Below are 15,982 nucleotides of genomic sequence, written 5' to 3'. Positions count from 1 at the left end.
CCAGCGGCACGTGCCCAATTGACGTGCGGAGACACGCGGAGAAGCGCGGCGAATGCCGGAATTGACGCAAGGAATACGCCAAAGCGGCCCGCCCCCTCCGTGCGGTTCGGAGGGGGCGGACCTGGGGTCGCGCGCGCTGCTGTGTTGTTCGGCATTGTGGTCGCTTGCCCGCGTCCCTCCCTTCCGCGTTTCGGTGCCGAGTGGGCGGGGGCGATCAACCCTGGGGAGGTTCTCGCTACGCCGCGGGCGCGCCGACCGGCTTCCCTTCAGGGGAGACGGCGTACCAAGTGCCGCCCACTCCCTGACCGTTGGTCTGTCCGGCGGCGGTGTCACCGGAGAAGGTGTAGATGGGCCAGCAGTTGACGGTCATCTGCTTGACGCCGTCGGGCCGGGTGAAGCCCATGAGGCCCTTCTTCTGCACACCCTTGGTGTCGTTCGCCGAGACGATGCCGACGGCCGGCCACTTCTCCGCGCAGGCACCGAGGCAGTTCGAGACCGACTTCGGCCATGCCTTGTCCTTGAGGAAGCGGTAGACCGTGTGGCCGTTCTTGTCGACGACGATGTCGCCGAGCTTGGCGTCCTTGCGGACGGACAGGCCGGGCAGCGAGGCTAGGGTCGCCTTCTTGCCGTCGGGGGCGAGCGCGTACCACTTGCCGCCCACGCCCTGGCCGTTGACGTCACCGGCGTTGACGTCCTTGGCGTAGCGGTAGGCGGGCCAGCCGCCGACGGTCAGCTGCTTGGTGCCGTCCGTGCGGGTCACCTCGCCGAGCAGGGACTTGTCGATACCGGCACCGGCCGTGGCGTCGTTGGCGGGAACCGGCGGCCAGGCGGTGGCGCAGTCGCCGTCGCAGTTCGACTTGGGCGGATTGGCCGTGTCGGCGTCGAAACGGTAGAGGGTGAGACCCGCACCGTCGCTCAACACCTTGCCGAGATCGGGGTTGTTGGCAACGGTCAGCTCACCCGCGGGCTCGGCGGCCGCAGCCTGCTGGCCGTCGGCGCCATAGCCGTTGCCCGCACCGGTGCTGGCGCTCGCCGTCGCACCGACGCTTCCGTAACCTCCGGCCGCAGCCGTGGCACCGACGTTCTGTGCCGCAGAGGAAGGCGTGGTCACATTGTCCGAACCGCACGCCGCCGTCAACGCCATGACGGACACGGCCGTCGCCGCGAGTGAGGCGCTCCGCCAGGAGGTCTTCATCGTCAACTCCCCATAATCACCTGGATGTTGCAGCGCCCGTCTGTGCCGCCGCACGGTCCTAGTTACGGGTGGGGACCACGGAAGTGTTCAACCGCCGCACAAATTTCTTTCCGACCCCTGTGCCACGGCACCCCCGACTCGCATGCGCGTGCGCATTCGGCCATGCATGACGGTCGGATCGTCAAACCGTCGCACTGCGCCGTCCACTCCTTCGGGGCAATCCCCTCGCGCCCCGGCACGCGCCGCCCCGCCAGGCCTCATGATCTCCGTCGTGCATGGACCCGAACCGACCCGAACCGCCCTCGCCGCAAGGGTGTTGACGCTGGTGACGCTGACATGGCTGCTGGGGGGCGCACCGGCGGGCGTGGCAGCGGCCGACGCCTGCGCGTACGCCTCGACGGGCCCGGACGGCACGGAGGCGGTGGCGGTGGCCGGCGGCGACTCCTGGCCGACTCCCCCGGCCTGCCCGAAGCCGACCCCACCGCCGCCCTGCCCCTCACCGACCCCCACCCCACCACCGCCCAAGCCGACTCCGCCTCCCCCGCCGAAGCCCACCCCGACACCGAAGCCGACGCCGAAGCCGCGGCCCACACCGAGAGCCGTACCTCCGCCGCCCGCTCCGGCGCCACGCCCCGCTCAGGCCGTTCCGCTGCCCCGGCCGACCCCGACGCCCACGCCCACACCGACCCCGAAGCCGTCGCCCAGGCCCACCCCGCATCCCTCGGCGTCCCCGGTCAGTTATCCGAAGTACCACGCCCAGCCACGCCCGCGGCCCGCCACCGGCCGGACGCCGCCGGTCGTCTACGTCCTGCTCATCACCCTGCCCGCGGTGGTCGCCATCGCCGCGCTGCGTCCGCGTTGATCCCCGGAGGAACCTCTTGTCGGAATGGCTTGTTCTCGCCATCGCGATGGCGGCGGCCTGTGCCGTGGTCGTCATCATCACCTTCGTACGCGAACGCACCGCGTCCGAGAACGAGGACCCCGGCGACACCCCGGACGTCATCGAGTACATGACGATGTGGATCGGCGTGGTGTACGCCATCGTCCTGGGCCTGGCGATCGCCGGTGTCTGGGAGGCCCGCAGCGCCGCCCAGGACCACGTCCAGGCGGAGGCGCAGGCGCTGCACGAGATCTCGGAGCGGGTGCGGGCCTACCCGGCGGACGAACGTGACCGCGTCCGTGCCGACGTCGACGCCTACGTCTCACAGGTCGTCGACGTCGAGTGGAAGACGATGGCCGACCACGAGAAGCTCACCCAGCGCGGCACCGACCTCCTGGAGCGCATCCGTGCCGACGTCACGGGCTACCAGCCCAGGACGGACTTCCAGGCGCAGGCCTACCAGCCGCTGGTCGACCAGGTGGGCGCCCTGGACCAGGCGCGCAGCGCCCGCGCGAACTCCACCGGGGCGACCATGCCGTCGGTGGTGTGGTTCGGACTGCTCGCCGGGGGCGTGATCACGATCGGCATGGTCTTCGCGCTGCAGATCCGGCGTACGACGCGGGAGCTGATCCTCGCCGGGACGTTCTCGGCGCTGATCGCCTTCCTGCTGTTCCTGATCTGGGACTTCGACGCGCCCTACAGCCGTGGCATCACGGCGTCGGCGCAGCCGTTCCTGAATCTCTTCCCGCACCTCAAGTGAACCTCTTCCCGCGCGTCGCGGGTTGACGGCCCCTCACCGGAGCGGCCGACGGGGGACGTCCGCCACGCCGCGGGCGTCCCCCGGTCGCAGGAACGGCGTCCCCTGTGCGGCCCACACGGTTGCCCCATTCGCGCGACTGGGATCGCGGGAGCGCACACATGTTCCTAGCGTTTCGGTCATCGAGGTGCATTTACGGCGCAAGCGGAAAAGGTCCGCTGCTGCTCCTCGGGGACCCGGAGGAACCACCATGCGCGCGATACGCGTCGCTTCGGCCGCACTGCTGGGCATCAGCGCCCTCGCCCTCTCCGCGCCGGCGGCCGTCGCGAAGGGCGACGGCAACCACAACATCACGCCGTTCGGCTTCAGCGTCCTGCCCTCGACGATCGCGGCGGGCGGTCAGGTGACCCTGCAGCTCGACCGGGACCAGGGCGGCTGCAAGGGCTCCGCCACGGTCTCCTCCGGGGTCTTCGACACGGTGCGGATCTCGCCGGGTCAGTCGTCGGCGACGGCGATGGTCGACTGGGATGCCAGGCCGGGCGCGGTGTACCAGGTGACGTTCACGTGTGACGGCGTGAGCGGCTCCACGGGTCTGACCATCGCCTCCGGCCGCACGAACAACAACATCCAGCCGCTCCAGCCGGCCCAGCAGATGCCCCGGGGTGTCCGGGCCGGTGAGGGCGGCAGCATCGCCGGCTTCGACCTCAAGGAGCTCGGCATCGGCGCGGCCCTCATCGCCGGCTCGGTGGGGGCGGCGTACCACTTCTCCCGCCGCCGTACCGGAGAGGACGGCGCCTGACCACGGCACCACCCGCACAGGCCTTCGCCCCGGAACCCGCAAGGGTCCGGGGCGAAGGCCTGTCACGTGCGCCTGAACTCCGAAGGGGAGGAGGTCAGATCCCGCGCTCGGTGCGGCGGCGCATCCAGAACACCCCGCCGCCCACGACGGCCGCGGCGACCAGGCCGCCGCCGATCGCCATGTCGGTCGGGGTCGCCCCGGCGCTGCTGCTGCCGCCGAGCCCGCCGCGGACACCGCCGATGACGGTGTAGGCGTCGTCACGGGTCAGCGAGGAGCCGTTGGAGCAGCGGACCGTGATGCTGTACGAGCCGGGGGTCGCCGACCTGCTGATTCTGGCCGTTCCGCTGGACGTCGTACCGGAACCGCCGAGCAGGGACAGGTTGGCGGGGCGTTCGAACCCCGGTGAGGTCGCCATGGCGTTGCCGCCGCTGAAGCAGCCGTCGACCGTGACGGTGAGCTGTCCGCCGCGGGCGATCACGCTGGGCAGGGCGACGATGTTGCTGGGGCTGGCGCCCATGCCGTCCGCGACGGCCGCCGGGGCGGCGAGCCCCAGGACGGCCACCGCGGCACCGGCGGCAGCCAGGGCACGAGTAGTACGCATGTCATCCTCCGCGGAAGGCGCCCCGGGACCCGTCCCCGGTCGATCGGCGAGAAAACGCCTCCCAGACGCACCCTCAGATGCCTTGCACGCGCCCGCATTTCGAGAATGGTCCGTCCTGGTGAGAGGACACGCCGAAGGGAAAGCGCACAATCGGATATTGCCGCAGGTCACGGACCGTCAGAAAATTCCTGCGGGCGTCAACTCGTATGGCGCACATAAGGATGACCGGGCCACCCGTTCGCACTCTCCCCGTCGCCGGTTCCGGCTTCGGGACTTAGCGTTCTCGTATGCGCGATTGACGTGGCGACGGCCGCGTCGAGAGGGGATGGCGAATGTCAGCGTCGGAGCTGTCCGAGCTTGCCGAAGAGGAGGAGCGGCAGAAGAAGCGCGCCCCGTGGGGAGTGATAGCGCTTGTTCTGCTGACCGGTCTCGCGCTCATTCGGAATGGTTCGGGAGAGTTCGACGTGGGGCCGCCCCAGCCGGCGTCCGCCGCGGCCGCGGACGCCCGGACCGGCCACACCACGTTCGGCAAGGTCCCGGCCCCACTGCCGTACTCCGTCGCCGACCGGGTGCGGATTCCCGCGATCCGGGTCGACGCACCGATCATGCCGGTGGGTCTGGACGCGGACGGCTGGGTGGGTGCGCCGCCGCCGGAGGACCCGAATCTGGCGGGCTGGTTCACCGGCGCCGTCTCCCCCGGCGAAAAGGGCACGGCGGTCGTCGTCGGCCACGTCGACAACAAAATGGGCCCCGCCGTGTTCTACGGACTCGGGGCCCTCAAGAAGGGGAATCGCGTCGAGGTCGAGCGCAAGGACGGAAAGACGGCCGTATTCGAGATCTACGGCATCGAGGTCTTCGAGAAGAAGGACTTCCCCGGCGACCGCGTCTACGCCTCCAAGGGAACTCCGGAACTGCGCGTCATCACCTGCGGCGGCGGTTTCTCCAAGCAGAACGGCTACGACGGGAACGTCGTCGTCTTCGCCCGCCTGGTCGAGGTCCGCTGAGCGTTCCCCGGCCGGGCGGGCGGGCGAAAGTCCGTCAGGTGGTGGTGCGGCGGCGCGGCAGCGTCATGTGGTAGCCGGAGTCGAGCAGGTGCGGCAGGTATTCGCGCAGCGCCTTCACACTCTGGGAACGGTCGCCCCCGGCGTCGTGCGAGAGCACCACGACGCCGGGGGCGGCGCCGTCCTCGACCGCGTTGACGATGTGGCGGACGCCTGGGGTGTCCCAGTCGAGGGTGTCGACGGTCCAGGCGAGGGGTTCCATACCCATCTCGGAGCCGAGTTGGAAGGTGGCGCGGTTCCAGGCGCCGTAGGGTGCGCGGAACCACTGGGGGCGTTCGCCGTAGGCGTCCTCGATGACATCGCTGGTGCGTTCCATCTCGGAGCGGATCTGACCGCGGGTCAGCTTGGTCAGCAGGGGGTGCGACCAGGTGTGGTTGCCGACGATGTGGCCCTCGTCGGACATGCGGGCGAGCAGGTCGCGGTTCCAGTCGGCCATCTCGCCGCACACGAAGAACGTGGCGCGGACGTCGTACTCGGCCAGGGTGTCGAGGATGTGCGGGGTGTAGCGGGGGTCGGGTCCGTCGTCGAAGGTGAGCACCATGGTGTTGCCGCGTCCGGACATGCGCAGGAAGGGTTCGTGCCGCACCGGGACGTGGGCGGGGGCAACGTGGGGTGCGCCGTATCCGGCCACGGGCTGGAGGCGGTAGGAGGAGGGCTTGCGCGCGAGGAGCGGTGGGGGCCCTGCGGCGGGGGCGGTGACCCGGGCGGGGGCGTCGTCCGAGAGTCCGGAGTACAGCAGACCGGCGGTGCCGGCCGCCCCCACGGCAGCGGCGCCGGCGAGCAAAGCCCGTCGGCGCGTGAGCAACTGATCCTTCTTCATGCACTCATCAGTCGCCCGCGCGAGCCCCGACGCCCCACGGCAACACCGGAGCGGCGGCAGGAAAACACCCGCCCGGCCCAGTGTTCGTGCCGTCAGCGGCGCCGGACGAGGGGGAACGGCAGCGTCTCACGGATCGTCAGACCGGTGAGGAACATGACGAGTCGGTCGACGCCGATGCCGAGTCCTCCGGTGGGCGGCATCGCGTATTCGAGCGCGTCGAGGAAGTCCTCGTCCAACTCCATCGCCTCGGGGTCTCCCCCGGCGGCGAGCAGCGACTGTGCGGTGAGGCGGCGGCGCTGTTCGACGGGGTCGGTCAGCTCGGAGTAGGCGGTACCGAGTTCGGTGCCGAACGCGACCAGGTCCCACCGTTCGGCGAGGCGCGGGTCGGTGCGGTGCTGCCGGGTGAGCGGGGAGACGTCGGTCGGGAAGTCCTTGTAGAAGGTGGGCAGCCGGGTCGGCTCCTCCACGAGCCGTTCGTACATCTCCAGTACGACGTCCCCGCGGCCGTCGTCGGCGCCGTACGGCACGCCCGCGCGGTCGCAGAGCCGGTGCAGGCGGGCCAGTTCGGTGTCGGCGTCGATCTCCTCGCCCAGCGCCTCGGAGATCGCGCCGTGGACGGTCTTGACGGGCCAGGCCCCGGAGATGTCGTACTCCTCGCCGTCCTTGCGCGCGACGGGCGAACCGAAGGCCGCTGTGGCCGCACCCTGGATGAGTTCGCGGACGAGGTCGAGCATGACGTCGTAGTCGGCGTACGCCTGGTAGGCCTCCAGCATCGTGAACTCGGGGTTGTGCTTGTAGGAGACGCCCTCGTTGCGGAAGGTGCGGCCCATCTCGAAGACCTTCTCCATGCCGCCGACGCAGAGCCGTTTCAGGTACAGCTCGGGGGCGATGCGCAGGTAGAGGTCGAGGTCGTAGGCGTTGATGTGGGTGGTGAAGGGGCGGGCGTTGGCGCCGCCGTGGATCTGCTGGAGCATCGGGGTCTCGACCTCCAGGTAGCCGCGCTCCAACAGGCCCTGGCGCAGGGCCTGTACGGCGGTGGAGCGGGCGCGGATCACGTCACGGGCGGCGGGGCTGGCGACGAGGTCGAGGTAGCGCATGCGGACCTTGGCCTCGGGGTCGGTGAGGCCGCGGTGTTTGTCGGGCAGGGGGCGCAGGCACTTGCCGGTGAGCTGCCAAGAGGTGACGAAGACGGTCGGCTCGCCCTTGTCGCTGGTGCCGACGCGGCCGGTGGCGGTGATGTGGTCGCCGATGTCGGTGTCGGTGACGAAGCGGTCGAGGTCGGGGCCCGACTCGGCGCGGGTGAGGGCGAGTTGGTGGTCGCCGGACCAGTCGCGGAGGGTGAGGAAGACGATGCCGCCGAGGTCGCGCACGAGCATCACCCGCCCGGCGACGGTGACTTGGTCTCCCGCGCGGACCTCGGCGAGGGTGTGGGTGCGCTGCGGGACGCCGACCGGGTAGGGGTCGGTGCCGGCGGCGCGGAGGCGGTCGAGCTTGCGGTGGCGGACGCGGACCTGTTCGGGCAGGCCGCTCTCCGGGCCGTCGGCCTCGTCCTCGCTGTCGAGGCCGAGCACCGACAGGGGCGGCAGGCCCGCGGTGGTCGCGGGTCGCGGTCCGCTCTTCTGGTGCCCCTTTCCCCAGAGTTGGCGCAGCGACGGTACGGAGACGAAGCCCTCGGCGATGCCGGAGGCGAGGCTGATGCGGGCCAGGGAGGCGGTCTCGCCGTAGCAGATGAAGCGGGGGTACCACTCGGGGTGGTACTTGGCGTTGGAGCGGTAAAGGGCCTCCAGCTGCCACCACTTGGAGAAGAACAGCAGGAGGCGGCGCCACAGGCGGAGCACCGGGCCCGCGCCGATGCGGGCGCCCTCCTCGAAGGCCGAGCGGAACACGGCGAAGTTGAGGGAGATGCGGTGGACGCCCAACTTCGGGGCGGCGGCGCAGAGTTCGGCGACCATGAACTCCATGACGCCGTTGGGGGCGGTGCGGTCGCGGCGCATCAGGTCGAGGGAGACGCCGTCGGTGCCCCAGGGGACGAGGGAGAGCAGGGCCAGCAACTTGCCGTCCTCGCCGAGTGCTTCCACGAGGAGGCAGTCGCCGTCGGACGGGTCGCCGAGGCGGTCCAGGGCCATGGAGAAGCCGCGTTCGGTCTCGGTGTCGCGCCAGGCGTCGGCGCGGTCGACGACCTCCTCCATCTCCGTGTCGGTGAGGGTGGCGTGGCGGCGGATGCGGCAGGTGGCACCGGCGCGGCGGACTCGGCTCACGGCCTGGCGGGTGACGCGCATGTCGCGGCCGGCGAGGTCGAAGTCGGCGACGTGCAGGATGGCCTCGTCGCCGAGTTGGAGGGCGCCGAGTCCCGCGCGGGCGAAGGCTCGTGCGCCGTCCTCGGAGGCGCCCATCACGGCAGGGGCCCAGGCGTGGCGGCGGGCGAGGTCGAGCCAGGCGGCGATGGCGTGCGGCCAGGCCTCGCGGTCGCCGACCGGGTCGCCGCTGGCGAGACAGACACCGGCCTCGACGCGGTAGGTGACGGCGGCCTTTCCGGTCGGCGAGAAGACGACGGCCTTGTCGCGCCGGGTGGCGAAGTAGCCGAGGGAGTCCTGGCCGCCGTATGCCTTCAGGAGGGCGCGGATGCGGGCCTCCTCGTCGCCGTGCAGGGCGGCTTCGAGGCGTTGGGAGCGGAAGAGGACGGTGGCCGCGTTGAGGAGGGCGAGCGCGCCGAACAGGCCGAGGAGGAAGGACACGGCTCGGGGCGTACGGCCGTCGAAGGAGCGGCCGGAGACCAGGCCGCCGCAGACCCGGTCGGCGGCCCAGCCCAGGTGCTGGCTCGTGGGGAGGGTGCCGGGGAACAGGGCGACCAGTCCCCAGCCGGCGAGGATCGCCACGGCGAGGCCGACGAGGAGGACGGCGAGGGCCCGTCGGACGGCCGCGCGGCGCGAGGCGGCGTAGAACTGTCTGCGGGCCACGATCAGCAGGACCAGCAGCAGGGCGCACACGATGAGGGACGGGAGGGAATCGGCGTAGAGGCCCAGGGCCACGCCGAGGGCGTCGGTGAGGACCAGCAGGCCGAGGTAGACGACGACCAGCCACCAGGCGATCTTCTTGCGGGCGCCGGTCGCGGCGGCCAGCAGGAACAGGAAGACGGCGTAGGCGAGGTTGGCGCTGACGGGGACGATCAGCAGGTCGAGGAAGCGGACCACCGGGCGCAGCACGCGGCGCAGTGGGGCGATGAAGGCCAGCAGGACGCAGAGCAGGCCGAGGGCGCCGAAGAAGGTCGCGAAACCCTCGGGCACCCTGCTGAGGAAGCCGTTGCCGGGCGGTCGTATCGGGGCCGTGGTGTTCTTGGCCCTGGTGCCCTCCACGGTGGCAGTCATGGTTCCGACTGTAGGAACAGGGCGGGCCGCGCGCCCGTCGAGCGCTCCCGGGCGGGTTCGGGACCTGCGGGTTCCGATAGCCTCACAGCCGTGACGGAACAGCACTCAACTCAGTTCGAACGGGGCACGGACGGGCCGAAGGTCATCGTCGCCGGAGTGGACGGCTCCGAGTCCTCGTTCCGGGCCGCGGCATATGCCGCGGGCCTGGCCCGACGGCAGCACGCGCTGCTTGCCATGGTGTACGTGCAGCCGGTGCTGGCGGCGGGCGCGGCCATGGGGGCACCGGTCGCCGAGACGACCGACGAGATCGCCGAGGACCTCGTCGCCCAGATCCGCCACGAGACCGAGCGCGTGAAGGGGATATTCGACATCCGCTGGGAGTTCCACACGTTCCGCGGCGATCCCTACGGCGGCCTGGTCAAGGCCGCCGACGAGCTCAAGGCCGACGCGGTCGTCGTGGGCGCCTCCGAGCAGGCCGGGCACCGGATCATCGGGTCGGTCGCGGTGCGGTTGGTGAAGGCGGGGCGGTGGCCGGTGACGGTGGTGCCGTAGCCTCCGGCGGTTGGACGGGGGGCGGTGATGCCGTCGCCGGTGACGGTTGGGCCGTGGCCCGGCGGTGATGCCGTGACCGCCCGGCGGTCGTGCGGTAGCCGATGGGGTAGGACGGTGGCTAGGCGGTGACGCCCTAGCCACCAGCGGCCGCGCCGTGGCCCGGCGGCGACGCCGCAACCGCCGTGGGTCATGCCATAGCCGGTGGCGATTGGGCCGGAGCCGGGCGGTAACGCCGTAGCCACCGGCGACCGTGCTGTAGATGGTGAAGGTGGGGAGGTGACGCCGTAGCCGTCGGCGAGCGTGCCATAGCCGGTCGTGCCCGTGACAGCCTGCGGTTGCGCCCTGGTCGGCCTGTCGCCTCGCTCAGTCAGAGCGTGCCGAGAAAGTCCGTCAGGATCTCGTTGAAGCGGTCCGGCTTCTCCATGTTCGGGTAGTGGCCGACGCCCTCGATCGTCACGGCGCGGCCGTTCGGGACCGTGTCGACGAGGCGTTCCGCCATCGCGATGCTGTCGGGCCAGTCGGCGGCGCCGTGGATCGCCAGCACCGGCATGTCCAGCTTCGGGACTCGGGGCCACGGGTCGGCCAGCGGGACGTACCAGTCCTTCTCGCCCGGGGTGTGCTTGGAGATCGTGTGGGCGGTCAGTTCGCGCAGGCGGCGGATGACGGACGGGGCGACCTCGCCCACCGTGCGGCGTGGGCCCGCCACCCCTTGCGTGAACTGGTCGAGCCAGCCCGCGATGTCGCCGGTGGCGAGCAACTGCGCCGCGTGGGCCTGGTGTTCCAGCAGGTGCGGGTCGGTGTACTCGAACGCGCTGGTGCCGGCGCCCGAGACCACGAGCGCGCGGACCAGTTCGGGGTGTTCCAGCGCGGTGTCGGTGGCGACGGCCGCGCCCATGGACAGGCCGACCAGGACCGCCGGTCCGAGGTCGAGGTGGTGCAGGAGGGCCGCCAGGTCGTCGGCCCAGCGGAACGGCCCGCTCGCGTTGGCCGAGAAGCCGTGGCCTCGGATGTCGGGCGCGATGACGCGGAAGTCGGCGGCCAGGGACGGTAGTTGGTCGTCGAAGACCCGGTGGTCGGCGAAGCCGGAGTGGAGGAGGACCACGGGGGTGCCGGTGCCCACGTCGCGGTAGGCCAGGTCCCCGTCGGCAGATGCGAAGAAGCTCAGTTCCGGAGCAGCTGTCATGACAACCAAGGTGTCATCTTCGGCGAGGGTTTGGCAACCCAGGTGTCATGATGTGCTCGTGAACGACTCCGCTCCCCCGGTTCCCGCTCCCCTCTCCCCCGACGAACTCGGCCACCGCCTCACCGAGGTGTTCGACCTGGTGGGCCCGCTCTACCGGCGTGCCCTGCGCAAGGTCGAGCAGGGCGAACCGGTCGAGGGGGTCTCCGTCGGCGTACGCGCCGTACTGGACCTGCTGCGACAGCACGGGCCCATGACGGTGCCCCAGATGGGCCGGGCCCAGGCCCTGAGCCGGCAGTTCGTGCAGCGCATGGTCAACGAGGCGTCGGTCCACGGCTGGGCGGAGGCCACGCCCAACCCCGCACACCAACGGTCCTCCCTGATCCGGCTCACGGAGGAGGGCCGCGCCGTCATCACGTCCGTCCTCGGCCGCGAGCACCACCTGAACCGCCAGGTCGGCGGCGATCTGACCGACGCCGAAGTCAGGGCGTGCGTGCGGGTGCTGACCGAGATCCTCAGGACCTTCGACCACGTGGACGTCGACTGACCGTCCGCTACTTCCCCATCGCCAGCCCGTCCTTCGCCGCGCCCCGGCTCAGCACCACCTCGCGGATGCGGTCGCGGTCGGCGGTCAGGTCGGCGCCCTGGACGATCGCCCGGTTGATGTCGACGACCCGGCCCGCGTCGATGTCGAACAGCTGCGGGAGGAACTCCGCCCTGGTCACCTCCCAGCGGCCACCCGGCCGGGCGGGCGGCACGAAGGTGAAGCGGCCGATGGTGCTCGTGTTGCCGCCGGGGTCCTGGGCGCCCGTGTTGTCGTACATCTCGCCGGTGACCTGGTCGCCGAGCCCGTAGACGACCCAGGTGCCATTGACCTTCTCGTAGGCCTGCGGGGCGTGGGCGTGGGTGCCGAGGATCAGGTCGATGTCGGGTCGGCCGCCGGTCCGGGCGGCGGTGAGTTCCCTGGCCAGCGCCACCTGTTGCGGGTCGGGAGCCTCCTGGCCCGCCGTGCCCCAGCGCAGGGACACGACGACCACGTCGGCACCCGCGCGGCGGGCGGCCCGGGCGTCGGCGAGGACGCGGGCGGGGTCGAGGAGGTTGACCGCCCAGGGCTCGGCCGGTGGGAGCGGGACGCCGTTCGTGTCGGCGGTGTAGGCGAGGTGGGCGACCTTCGCCGGACCGGCGCGCAGCAGGGCGACCGTGCGCGCCTCGGCGTCGGTGCGCGCCGTTCCCGTGTGCCGTACGCCGGCGCGGTCGAGGGTGTCGAGGGTGCCCTGGATGCCGGCGGCGCCGGCGTCCAGGCTGTGGTCGGACGCGGTGGAGCAGCTGTCGTAGCCGGTCGCGGCGAGGCCCTGGGCCTCCTCGGGCGGGGACGTGAGGGCCGCGGTACCGGTGGAGTCGCCGTACACGCTCTCCACGTGACACAGCGCCAGGTCGGCGCGGGAGACGACGGGTTGGGCCCCGGCGAGCATCGGCCGGAAGTCGTAGCCGGTGCCGCCCGCGTCGAAGCGGGCGCGGTCGAGGACGGCGCTGTGCGGGAGGATGTCGCCGGCGGCGACGAGGGTGAAGCCGCGGGCCGCCGGGGGCGCCGGGCGGCCGGACGCCTTCGAGTCGTGGTGCTGGGCCTGGCAGGCGGCGGCCGCGGTGAGAATGCCGGCGACGGCGACGGCCACCTGCTGTCTGCGTGCGATCATCAATTCACCCCACTGTGGTCATATTTACCCACCAATAGGTATGAACTTCACCGCCCCCGCAAACGACTTCCGGCCTCTGATGACCCGTCCGGTGTGCGCGTGTGGGGGATCACCGGGTGGCGCGGACCGTTCGTCGCACCGTTCGTCGACGCGATCGACCGTCCGCCGCAAGCCCCTCGTGCGCCCTCTGTCCCCGGGCGGTCCCCTGCGATGCCATACGGCCATGACGGCCGGACCCACGCTCACCAACGGAACGACCGCCGAGCACGAGCTCGCCGCACTGCAGCGCGAGCACGGCAGGCCGCTCTTCGCGCTGCTGCTCCGGCTCTGCGACGGCGACCGCCAACGCGCCGAGGACCTCGTCCAGGAGACCCTCGTACGGGCCTGGCAGCACCCCGAGGCACTGCGCACCGACGCCTTCGAGTCCGTACGGCCCTGGCTGCTGACGGTGGGCCGGCGGCTCGCCATCGACGCGCGCCGGGCCCGGCAGGCGCGACCGCCGGAGGTCGGGGACGCGGTGCTGGAGAACGCACGGGTCTGTGCCGATCACGCGGAACGGTCTGCGGCGACGCTCGATGTGCGGGAGGCTGTGAAGACACTCACTCCGGAGCACCGTGAAGTCCTGGTGCTCGTGTATTTCCAAGGGGCGAGTGTGGCGGAGGCCGCGGCGGCACTGGGTATTCCGCCCGGTACGGTGAAGTCCCGCGCTTACTACGCGTTGCGCGCCCTACGCCGGGTGCTACCGGGTTATGCGGCCGACCTGCGGTGAAACCAATCCATTAGTCAAACCTCCGTAAAGCGCCTTGCTCAGAACCCCGGTTGAGTAATCGGCTGTCCTCATCCGTGTTCCGGACTGGGGGCTCGGGGTTCCTGACGGAGCCCCGGGCCGGGCGACGCGCACGCACCGGAGGAAGGCAGGAAGGGATGCTGCACAGAGGTCAAGAGAGCACGGACGGCACCGGTGGCGGTGAACTCACCGTCCCCATGGCGTGGTTGTACGCCGAGTACATCGCCGACGAGTTGCTGCGGACCGGCGACCTGATGCCGCCGACGTCCTTCGAGTTCCGCGCGGGACGGGACGCGCTGGCGCTGACCATCTTCCTTTCCGACACGGACGGCGAGCTGTCCGGTATCCGGGTGGTCACCCAGTTGGAGACCTGGCTTTCGCTCACGGCGTACGACCAGCCGTGGCAGGACTGGGTCCGGGAACGTATGTCCAGGTTGGCGGCCGAGGCGATCGAATCCCGTGTCGAGGCACCGGACTTGGAGCTGGCGGAGGCCGCCTGGCGCTGGCTGGAGGAGACCGAGCTGCTCGCGCCGGACCTGGACGCGGTGCCGGGGCCGGGATCGGGAGGCGGTCCGGTGACCGGTGAGGACGACGGGCCGAAGGTCTGGACGCCCGCCTGGCAGTTGGGTCTGCCGCTCGGTCATCTGGCCATCCATCTTTTTTGAGATGGGGACCAATCCGCGGCCCCGGCCGCTCCGAATCACTTGGTTGGGATTCTATGTGCCTTGAGTGATTCGGCTGTCTGGTGCGTACCGATGGGAGCAAGGAGTAACCCCACCCGCACCTAACGGCACGAGGATTCGGCATGAGGTCCCTGGAAAGGCATCGCGACGTCGGCGCGTACGCGCTCGGCGTGCTGGACGAGGCGGAGGCCTTCCGCTTCGAGGATCACCTCATGGAGTGCACTAGCTGCGCGGCTCATGTGACCGAATTCGGTCCCGCCTCACGGCAGTTGATGCTGTACCGGCGGGCGACGCCGCGCTACGTGCACCCCATGGCGCAACCCGGACCACGGCTGTTGGACCGGTTGCTCGGCGAAGTGGCCACCCGTCACCGGGCCGGGCGGCGGCGGTTCCTGTACGCCGTGGCCGCCTCGGTGGTGTTCGCCGTGGGCGGACCCGCGGTGGCTACCCTCGTCGGGCACGGCGACGGGGCCGTGCAACTCACGGCGACCGACGCGAAGTCGGGCGTGTGGGCACAGGTCACGGCCGCGAACGAGAACTACGGCAGCGACGTGTCCCTCAAGATCAAGGACGGCGCGGGCCCGCGCTCCTGTCGTCTCGTGGTCGTCGGCCGCGACGGTTCCGAGCAGACCGTGACCAGTTGGAACGTGCCCGCGCACGACGCGACGATGATCACGATGCAGGGTGGCGCGGCGATGCACCCCGCCGAGATCGACCACTACGACGTGCGGACGGCCGACGGACAGCAGTTGGTACGGCTCACCTCGCACTGAGGCCCCGGTCGGCGGCGGCCAGCCGCCGCAGGGCTCGTGCGGAGGGGGTTCCCGGGTCCGCGGTGATGAAGACGACCTCCTGGTCGTCGTGCGGGACGGTGAGCACGTCGCAGTTCACCCGCAGCCGGCCCGCCTCCGGGTGGGTCAGGGTCTTGGTGCGATGGCCGGGGGCGTGCACCGGGCCGGTCTCCCAGATCTGCGTGAACTCCTCGCTGCCGGCCCGTAGTTCGGCCAGCAGGCGGGCGAGGCCCGGGTCGTGCGGGTAGCGGTCGGCCGAGCGGCGCAGCCGGGACACCACGACGTGGGCGAACTCCTCGGCGCTCGAACTCTCCGGAGGCCGGCCCAGGAAACGGCGGCGCGCCAGGTTCGGCCGTGCGTCGAGATCGCCGCCGAGTACGGCACCCGCCAGCGGATTCCAGGCGATGACGTCGTAGGTGGCGTCGGTGACGACGGCCGCCGTGTCCGGGATGCGTTCCAGCAGGGCCGCCACGTGCGGGCGGACGGTCCGCACCGGGGCCGCGAGGGGCGTCACCTGGGTCCCGGCCAGCCGGAACAGATGGGTCCGCTCGGCCGGCGTGAGCCGGAACACCCCGGTGAGGGCGTCCAGGATGCGGGGCGAGGGGCGCGGCCCGCGATCCTGTTCCAGGCGGGCGTAGTAGTCGACGGACATGTGGGCCAGCTCGGCCACCTCTTCCCGGCGCAGCCCGAGGGTCCGCCGGGACGGTTCACCTGCCAGTCCCACGTCGGCGGGTACCAGCTGCGCCCTGCGCCCGCGCAGAAATCGGGCCAGTTCCTGTCTGCCGGTCACTGTGCCTCCCTCCGCCTGCCGTCCGAC

16 protein-coding genes are annotated in these 15,982 nt (G+C 71.2%); 9 read left to right on the top strand and 7 right to left on the bottom strand.

All coding sequences use genetic code 11. The features are described from left to right. Positions 1 to 235: 235 nt before the first annotated feature. Positions 236 to 1,195: an SCO0930 family lipoprotein gene (locus AB0I69_RS02010; RefSeq protein ID WP_363093534.1), complete on the bottom strand. Its 960-nt coding sequence runs from the start codon at positions 1,193 to 1,195 to the stop codon at positions 236 to 238. Positions 1,196 to 1,466: 271 nt separating this feature from the next. Here AB0I69_RS02010 and AB0I69_RS02005 point away from each other — a divergent pair, with 271 nt between their 5' ends. The 3 genes from AB0I69_RS02005 (at position 1,467) to AB0I69_RS01995 (ending at position 3,631) form a co-directional block, all read left to right on the top strand. Further along, entirely contained in the window at positions 1,467 to 2,057 is a 591-nt protein-coding gene (locus tag AB0I69_RS02005; RefSeq protein ID WP_363093533.1) for a hypothetical protein, read from the top strand. A gap of 16 nt (positions 2,058 to 2,073) precedes the next feature. Further along, positions 2,074 to 2,835 carry a DUF4239 domain-containing protein gene (locus tag AB0I69_RS02000; RefSeq protein ID WP_363093532.1) on the top strand — a complete coding sequence of 254 codons (762 nt, stop codon included), beginning with the start codon at positions 2,074 to 2,076 and terminating at the stop codon, positions 2,833 to 2,835. A 247-nt stretch (positions 2,836 to 3,082) separates the two neighbouring features. After that, positions 3,083 to 3,631, top strand: coding sequence for a hypothetical protein (locus tag AB0I69_RS01995; protein ID WP_363093531.1), 549 nt, complete (start codon positions 3,083 to 3,085; stop codon positions 3,629 to 3,631). A gap of 94 nt (positions 3,632 to 3,725) precedes the next feature. Here AB0I69_RS01995 and AB0I69_RS01990 read toward each other — a convergent pair whose 3' ends face one another. Continuing rightward, positions 3,726 to 4,232 carry a hypothetical protein gene (locus AB0I69_RS01990; protein ID WP_363093530.1) on the bottom strand — a complete coding sequence of 169 codons (507 nt, stop codon included), beginning with the start codon at positions 4,230 to 4,232 and terminating at the stop codon, positions 3,726 to 3,728. A gap of 332 nt (positions 4,233 to 4,564) precedes the next feature. On the opposite strand from AB0I69_RS01990, the gene AB0I69_RS01985 reads away from it, so the two are divergent. After that, complete coding sequence (locus AB0I69_RS01985) at positions 4,565 to 5,236, top strand: class F sortase (RefSeq protein WP_363093529.1); 672 nt, start codon at positions 4,565 to 4,567, stop codon at positions 5,234 to 5,236. A gap of 34 nt (positions 5,237 to 5,270) precedes the next feature. Here the strand turns inward: AB0I69_RS01985 and AB0I69_RS01980 are convergent, their stop codons facing one another. Together AB0I69_RS01980 and lysX are read right to left on the bottom strand one after the other, a co-directional pair. Further along, positions 5,271 to 6,113 (bottom strand): polysaccharide deacetylase family protein, encoded by an 843-nt coding sequence (locus AB0I69_RS01980; protein WP_363093528.1) that lies wholly within the window; start codon positions 6,111 to 6,113, stop codon positions 5,271 to 5,273. A 92-nt stretch (positions 6,114 to 6,205) separates the two neighbouring features. Beyond that, on the bottom strand, positions 6,206 to 9,478 hold the full coding sequence (gene lysX / locus AB0I69_RS01975; RefSeq protein WP_363093527.1) for a bifunctional lysylphosphatidylglycerol synthetase/lysine--tRNA ligase LysX: 3,273 nt from the start codon (positions 9,476 to 9,478) through the stop codon (positions 6,206 to 6,208). 90 nt (positions 9,479 to 9,568) lie between these two features. Between lysX and AB0I69_RS01970 the strand changes: the two genes are divergently transcribed. Then, positions 9,569 to 10,030 carry a universal stress protein gene (locus AB0I69_RS01970; RefSeq protein ID WP_363093526.1) on the top strand — a complete coding sequence of 154 codons (462 nt, stop codon included), beginning with the start codon at positions 9,569 to 9,571 and terminating at the stop codon, positions 10,028 to 10,030. 367 nt (positions 10,031 to 10,397) lie between these two features. Here AB0I69_RS01970 and AB0I69_RS01965 read toward each other — a convergent pair whose 3' ends face one another. Next, positions 10,398 to 11,213, bottom strand: a complete 816-nt coding sequence (locus AB0I69_RS01965) for an alpha/beta hydrolase (protein ID WP_363093525.1) — start codon at positions 11,211 to 11,213, stop codon at positions 10,398 to 10,400. Positions 11,214 to 11,271: 58 nt separating this feature from the next. Between AB0I69_RS01965 and AB0I69_RS01960 the strand changes: the two genes are divergently transcribed. Further along, on the top strand, positions 11,272 to 11,757 hold the full coding sequence (locus AB0I69_RS01960) for a MarR family transcriptional regulator (RefSeq protein WP_363093524.1): 486 nt from the start codon (positions 11,272 to 11,274) through the stop codon (positions 11,755 to 11,757). Positions 11,758 to 11,764: 7 nt separating this feature from the next. On the opposite strand, the gene AB0I69_RS01955 is transcribed toward AB0I69_RS01960, so the two are convergent. Continuing rightward, positions 11,765 to 12,904, bottom strand: coding sequence for a CapA family protein (locus tag AB0I69_RS01955; RefSeq protein WP_363093523.1), 1,140 nt, complete (start codon positions 12,902 to 12,904; stop codon positions 11,765 to 11,767). Positions 12,905 to 13,127: 223 nt separating this feature from the next. Here AB0I69_RS01955 and AB0I69_RS01950 point away from each other — a divergent pair, with 223 nt between their 5' ends. From AB0I69_RS01950 to AB0I69_RS01940, 3 genes are all read left to right on the top strand, one after another. Further along, a complete protein-coding gene (locus AB0I69_RS01950) occupies positions 13,128 to 13,673 on the top strand; it encodes a sigma-70 family RNA polymerase sigma factor (RefSeq protein WP_363093522.1) in 546 nt (181 codons plus the stop codon). 155 nt (positions 13,674 to 13,828) lie between these two features. Then, on the top strand, positions 13,829 to 14,356 hold the full coding sequence (locus AB0I69_RS01945) for a hypothetical protein (RefSeq protein WP_363093521.1): 528 nt from the start codon (positions 13,829 to 13,831) through the stop codon (positions 14,354 to 14,356). Positions 14,357 to 14,496: 140 nt separating this feature from the next. Further along, positions 14,497 to 15,147: a zf-HC2 domain-containing protein gene (locus tag AB0I69_RS01940; protein WP_363093520.1), complete on the top strand. Its 651-nt coding sequence runs from the start codon at positions 14,497 to 14,499 to the stop codon at positions 15,145 to 15,147. Here the strand turns inward: AB0I69_RS01940 and AB0I69_RS01935 are convergent. Further along, positions 15,134 to 15,955 carry a helix-turn-helix transcriptional regulator gene (locus AB0I69_RS01935; protein WP_363093519.1) on the bottom strand — a complete coding sequence of 274 codons (822 nt, stop codon included), beginning with the start codon at positions 15,953 to 15,955 and terminating at the stop codon, positions 15,134 to 15,136. The two genes, AB0I69_RS01940 and AB0I69_RS01935, sit on opposite strands and share 14 nt — an antisense overlap. Positions 15,956 to 15,982 lie beyond the last annotated feature (27 nt).

The organism is Streptomyces sp. NPDC050508 (assembly GCF_040655155.1).
Classification (GTDB): Bacteria; Actinomycetota; Actinomycetes; order Streptomycetales; family Streptomycetaceae; genus Streptomyces.
This window is presented reverse-complemented; position numbering and strand designations above follow the sequence as displayed.

Excerpts from the sequence above, each read along its gene's own strand:
- AB0I69_RS02010 (WP_363093534.1), bottom strand. The coding sequence starts at position 1,195 with ATGAAGACCTCCTGGCGGAGCGCCTCACTCGCGGCGACGGCCGTGTCC.
- AB0I69_RS01995 (WP_363093531.1), top strand. The coding sequence starts at position 3,083 with ATGCGCGCGATACGCGTCGCTTCGGCCGCACTGCTGGGCATCAGCGCC.
- AB0I69_RS01990 (WP_363093530.1), bottom strand. The coding sequence starts at position 4,232 with ATGCGTACTACTCGTGCCCTGGCTGCCGCCGGTGCCGCGGTGGCCGTC.
- AB0I69_RS01985 (WP_363093529.1), top strand. The coding sequence starts at position 4,565 with ATGTCAGCGTCGGAGCTGTCCGAGCTTGCCGAAGAGGAGGAGCGGCAG.
- AB0I69_RS01980 (WP_363093528.1), bottom strand. The coding sequence starts at position 6,113 with ATGAAGAAGGATCAGTTGCTCACGCGCCGACGGGCTTTGCTCGCCGGC.
- lysX (WP_363093527.1), bottom strand. The coding sequence starts at position 9,478 with ATGACTGCCACCGTGGAGGGCACCAGGGCCAAGAACACCACGGCCCCG.
- AB0I69_RS01965 (WP_363093525.1), bottom strand. The coding sequence starts at position 11,213 with ATGACAGCTGCTCCGGAACTGAGCTTCTTCGCATCTGCCGACGGGGAC.
- AB0I69_RS01955 (WP_363093523.1), bottom strand. The coding sequence starts at position 12,904 with ATGATCGCACGCAGACAGCAGGTGGCCGTCGCCGTCGCCGGCATTCTC.
- AB0I69_RS01950 (WP_363093522.1), top strand. The coding sequence starts at position 13,128 with ATGACGGCCGGACCCACGCTCACCAACGGAACGACCGCCGAGCACGAG.
- AB0I69_RS01945 (WP_363093521.1), top strand. The coding sequence starts at position 13,829 with ATGCTGCACAGAGGTCAAGAGAGCACGGACGGCACCGGTGGCGGTGAA.
- AB0I69_RS01940 (WP_363093520.1), top strand. The coding sequence starts at position 14,497 with ATGAGGTCCCTGGAAAGGCATCGCGACGTCGGCGCGTACGCGCTCGGC.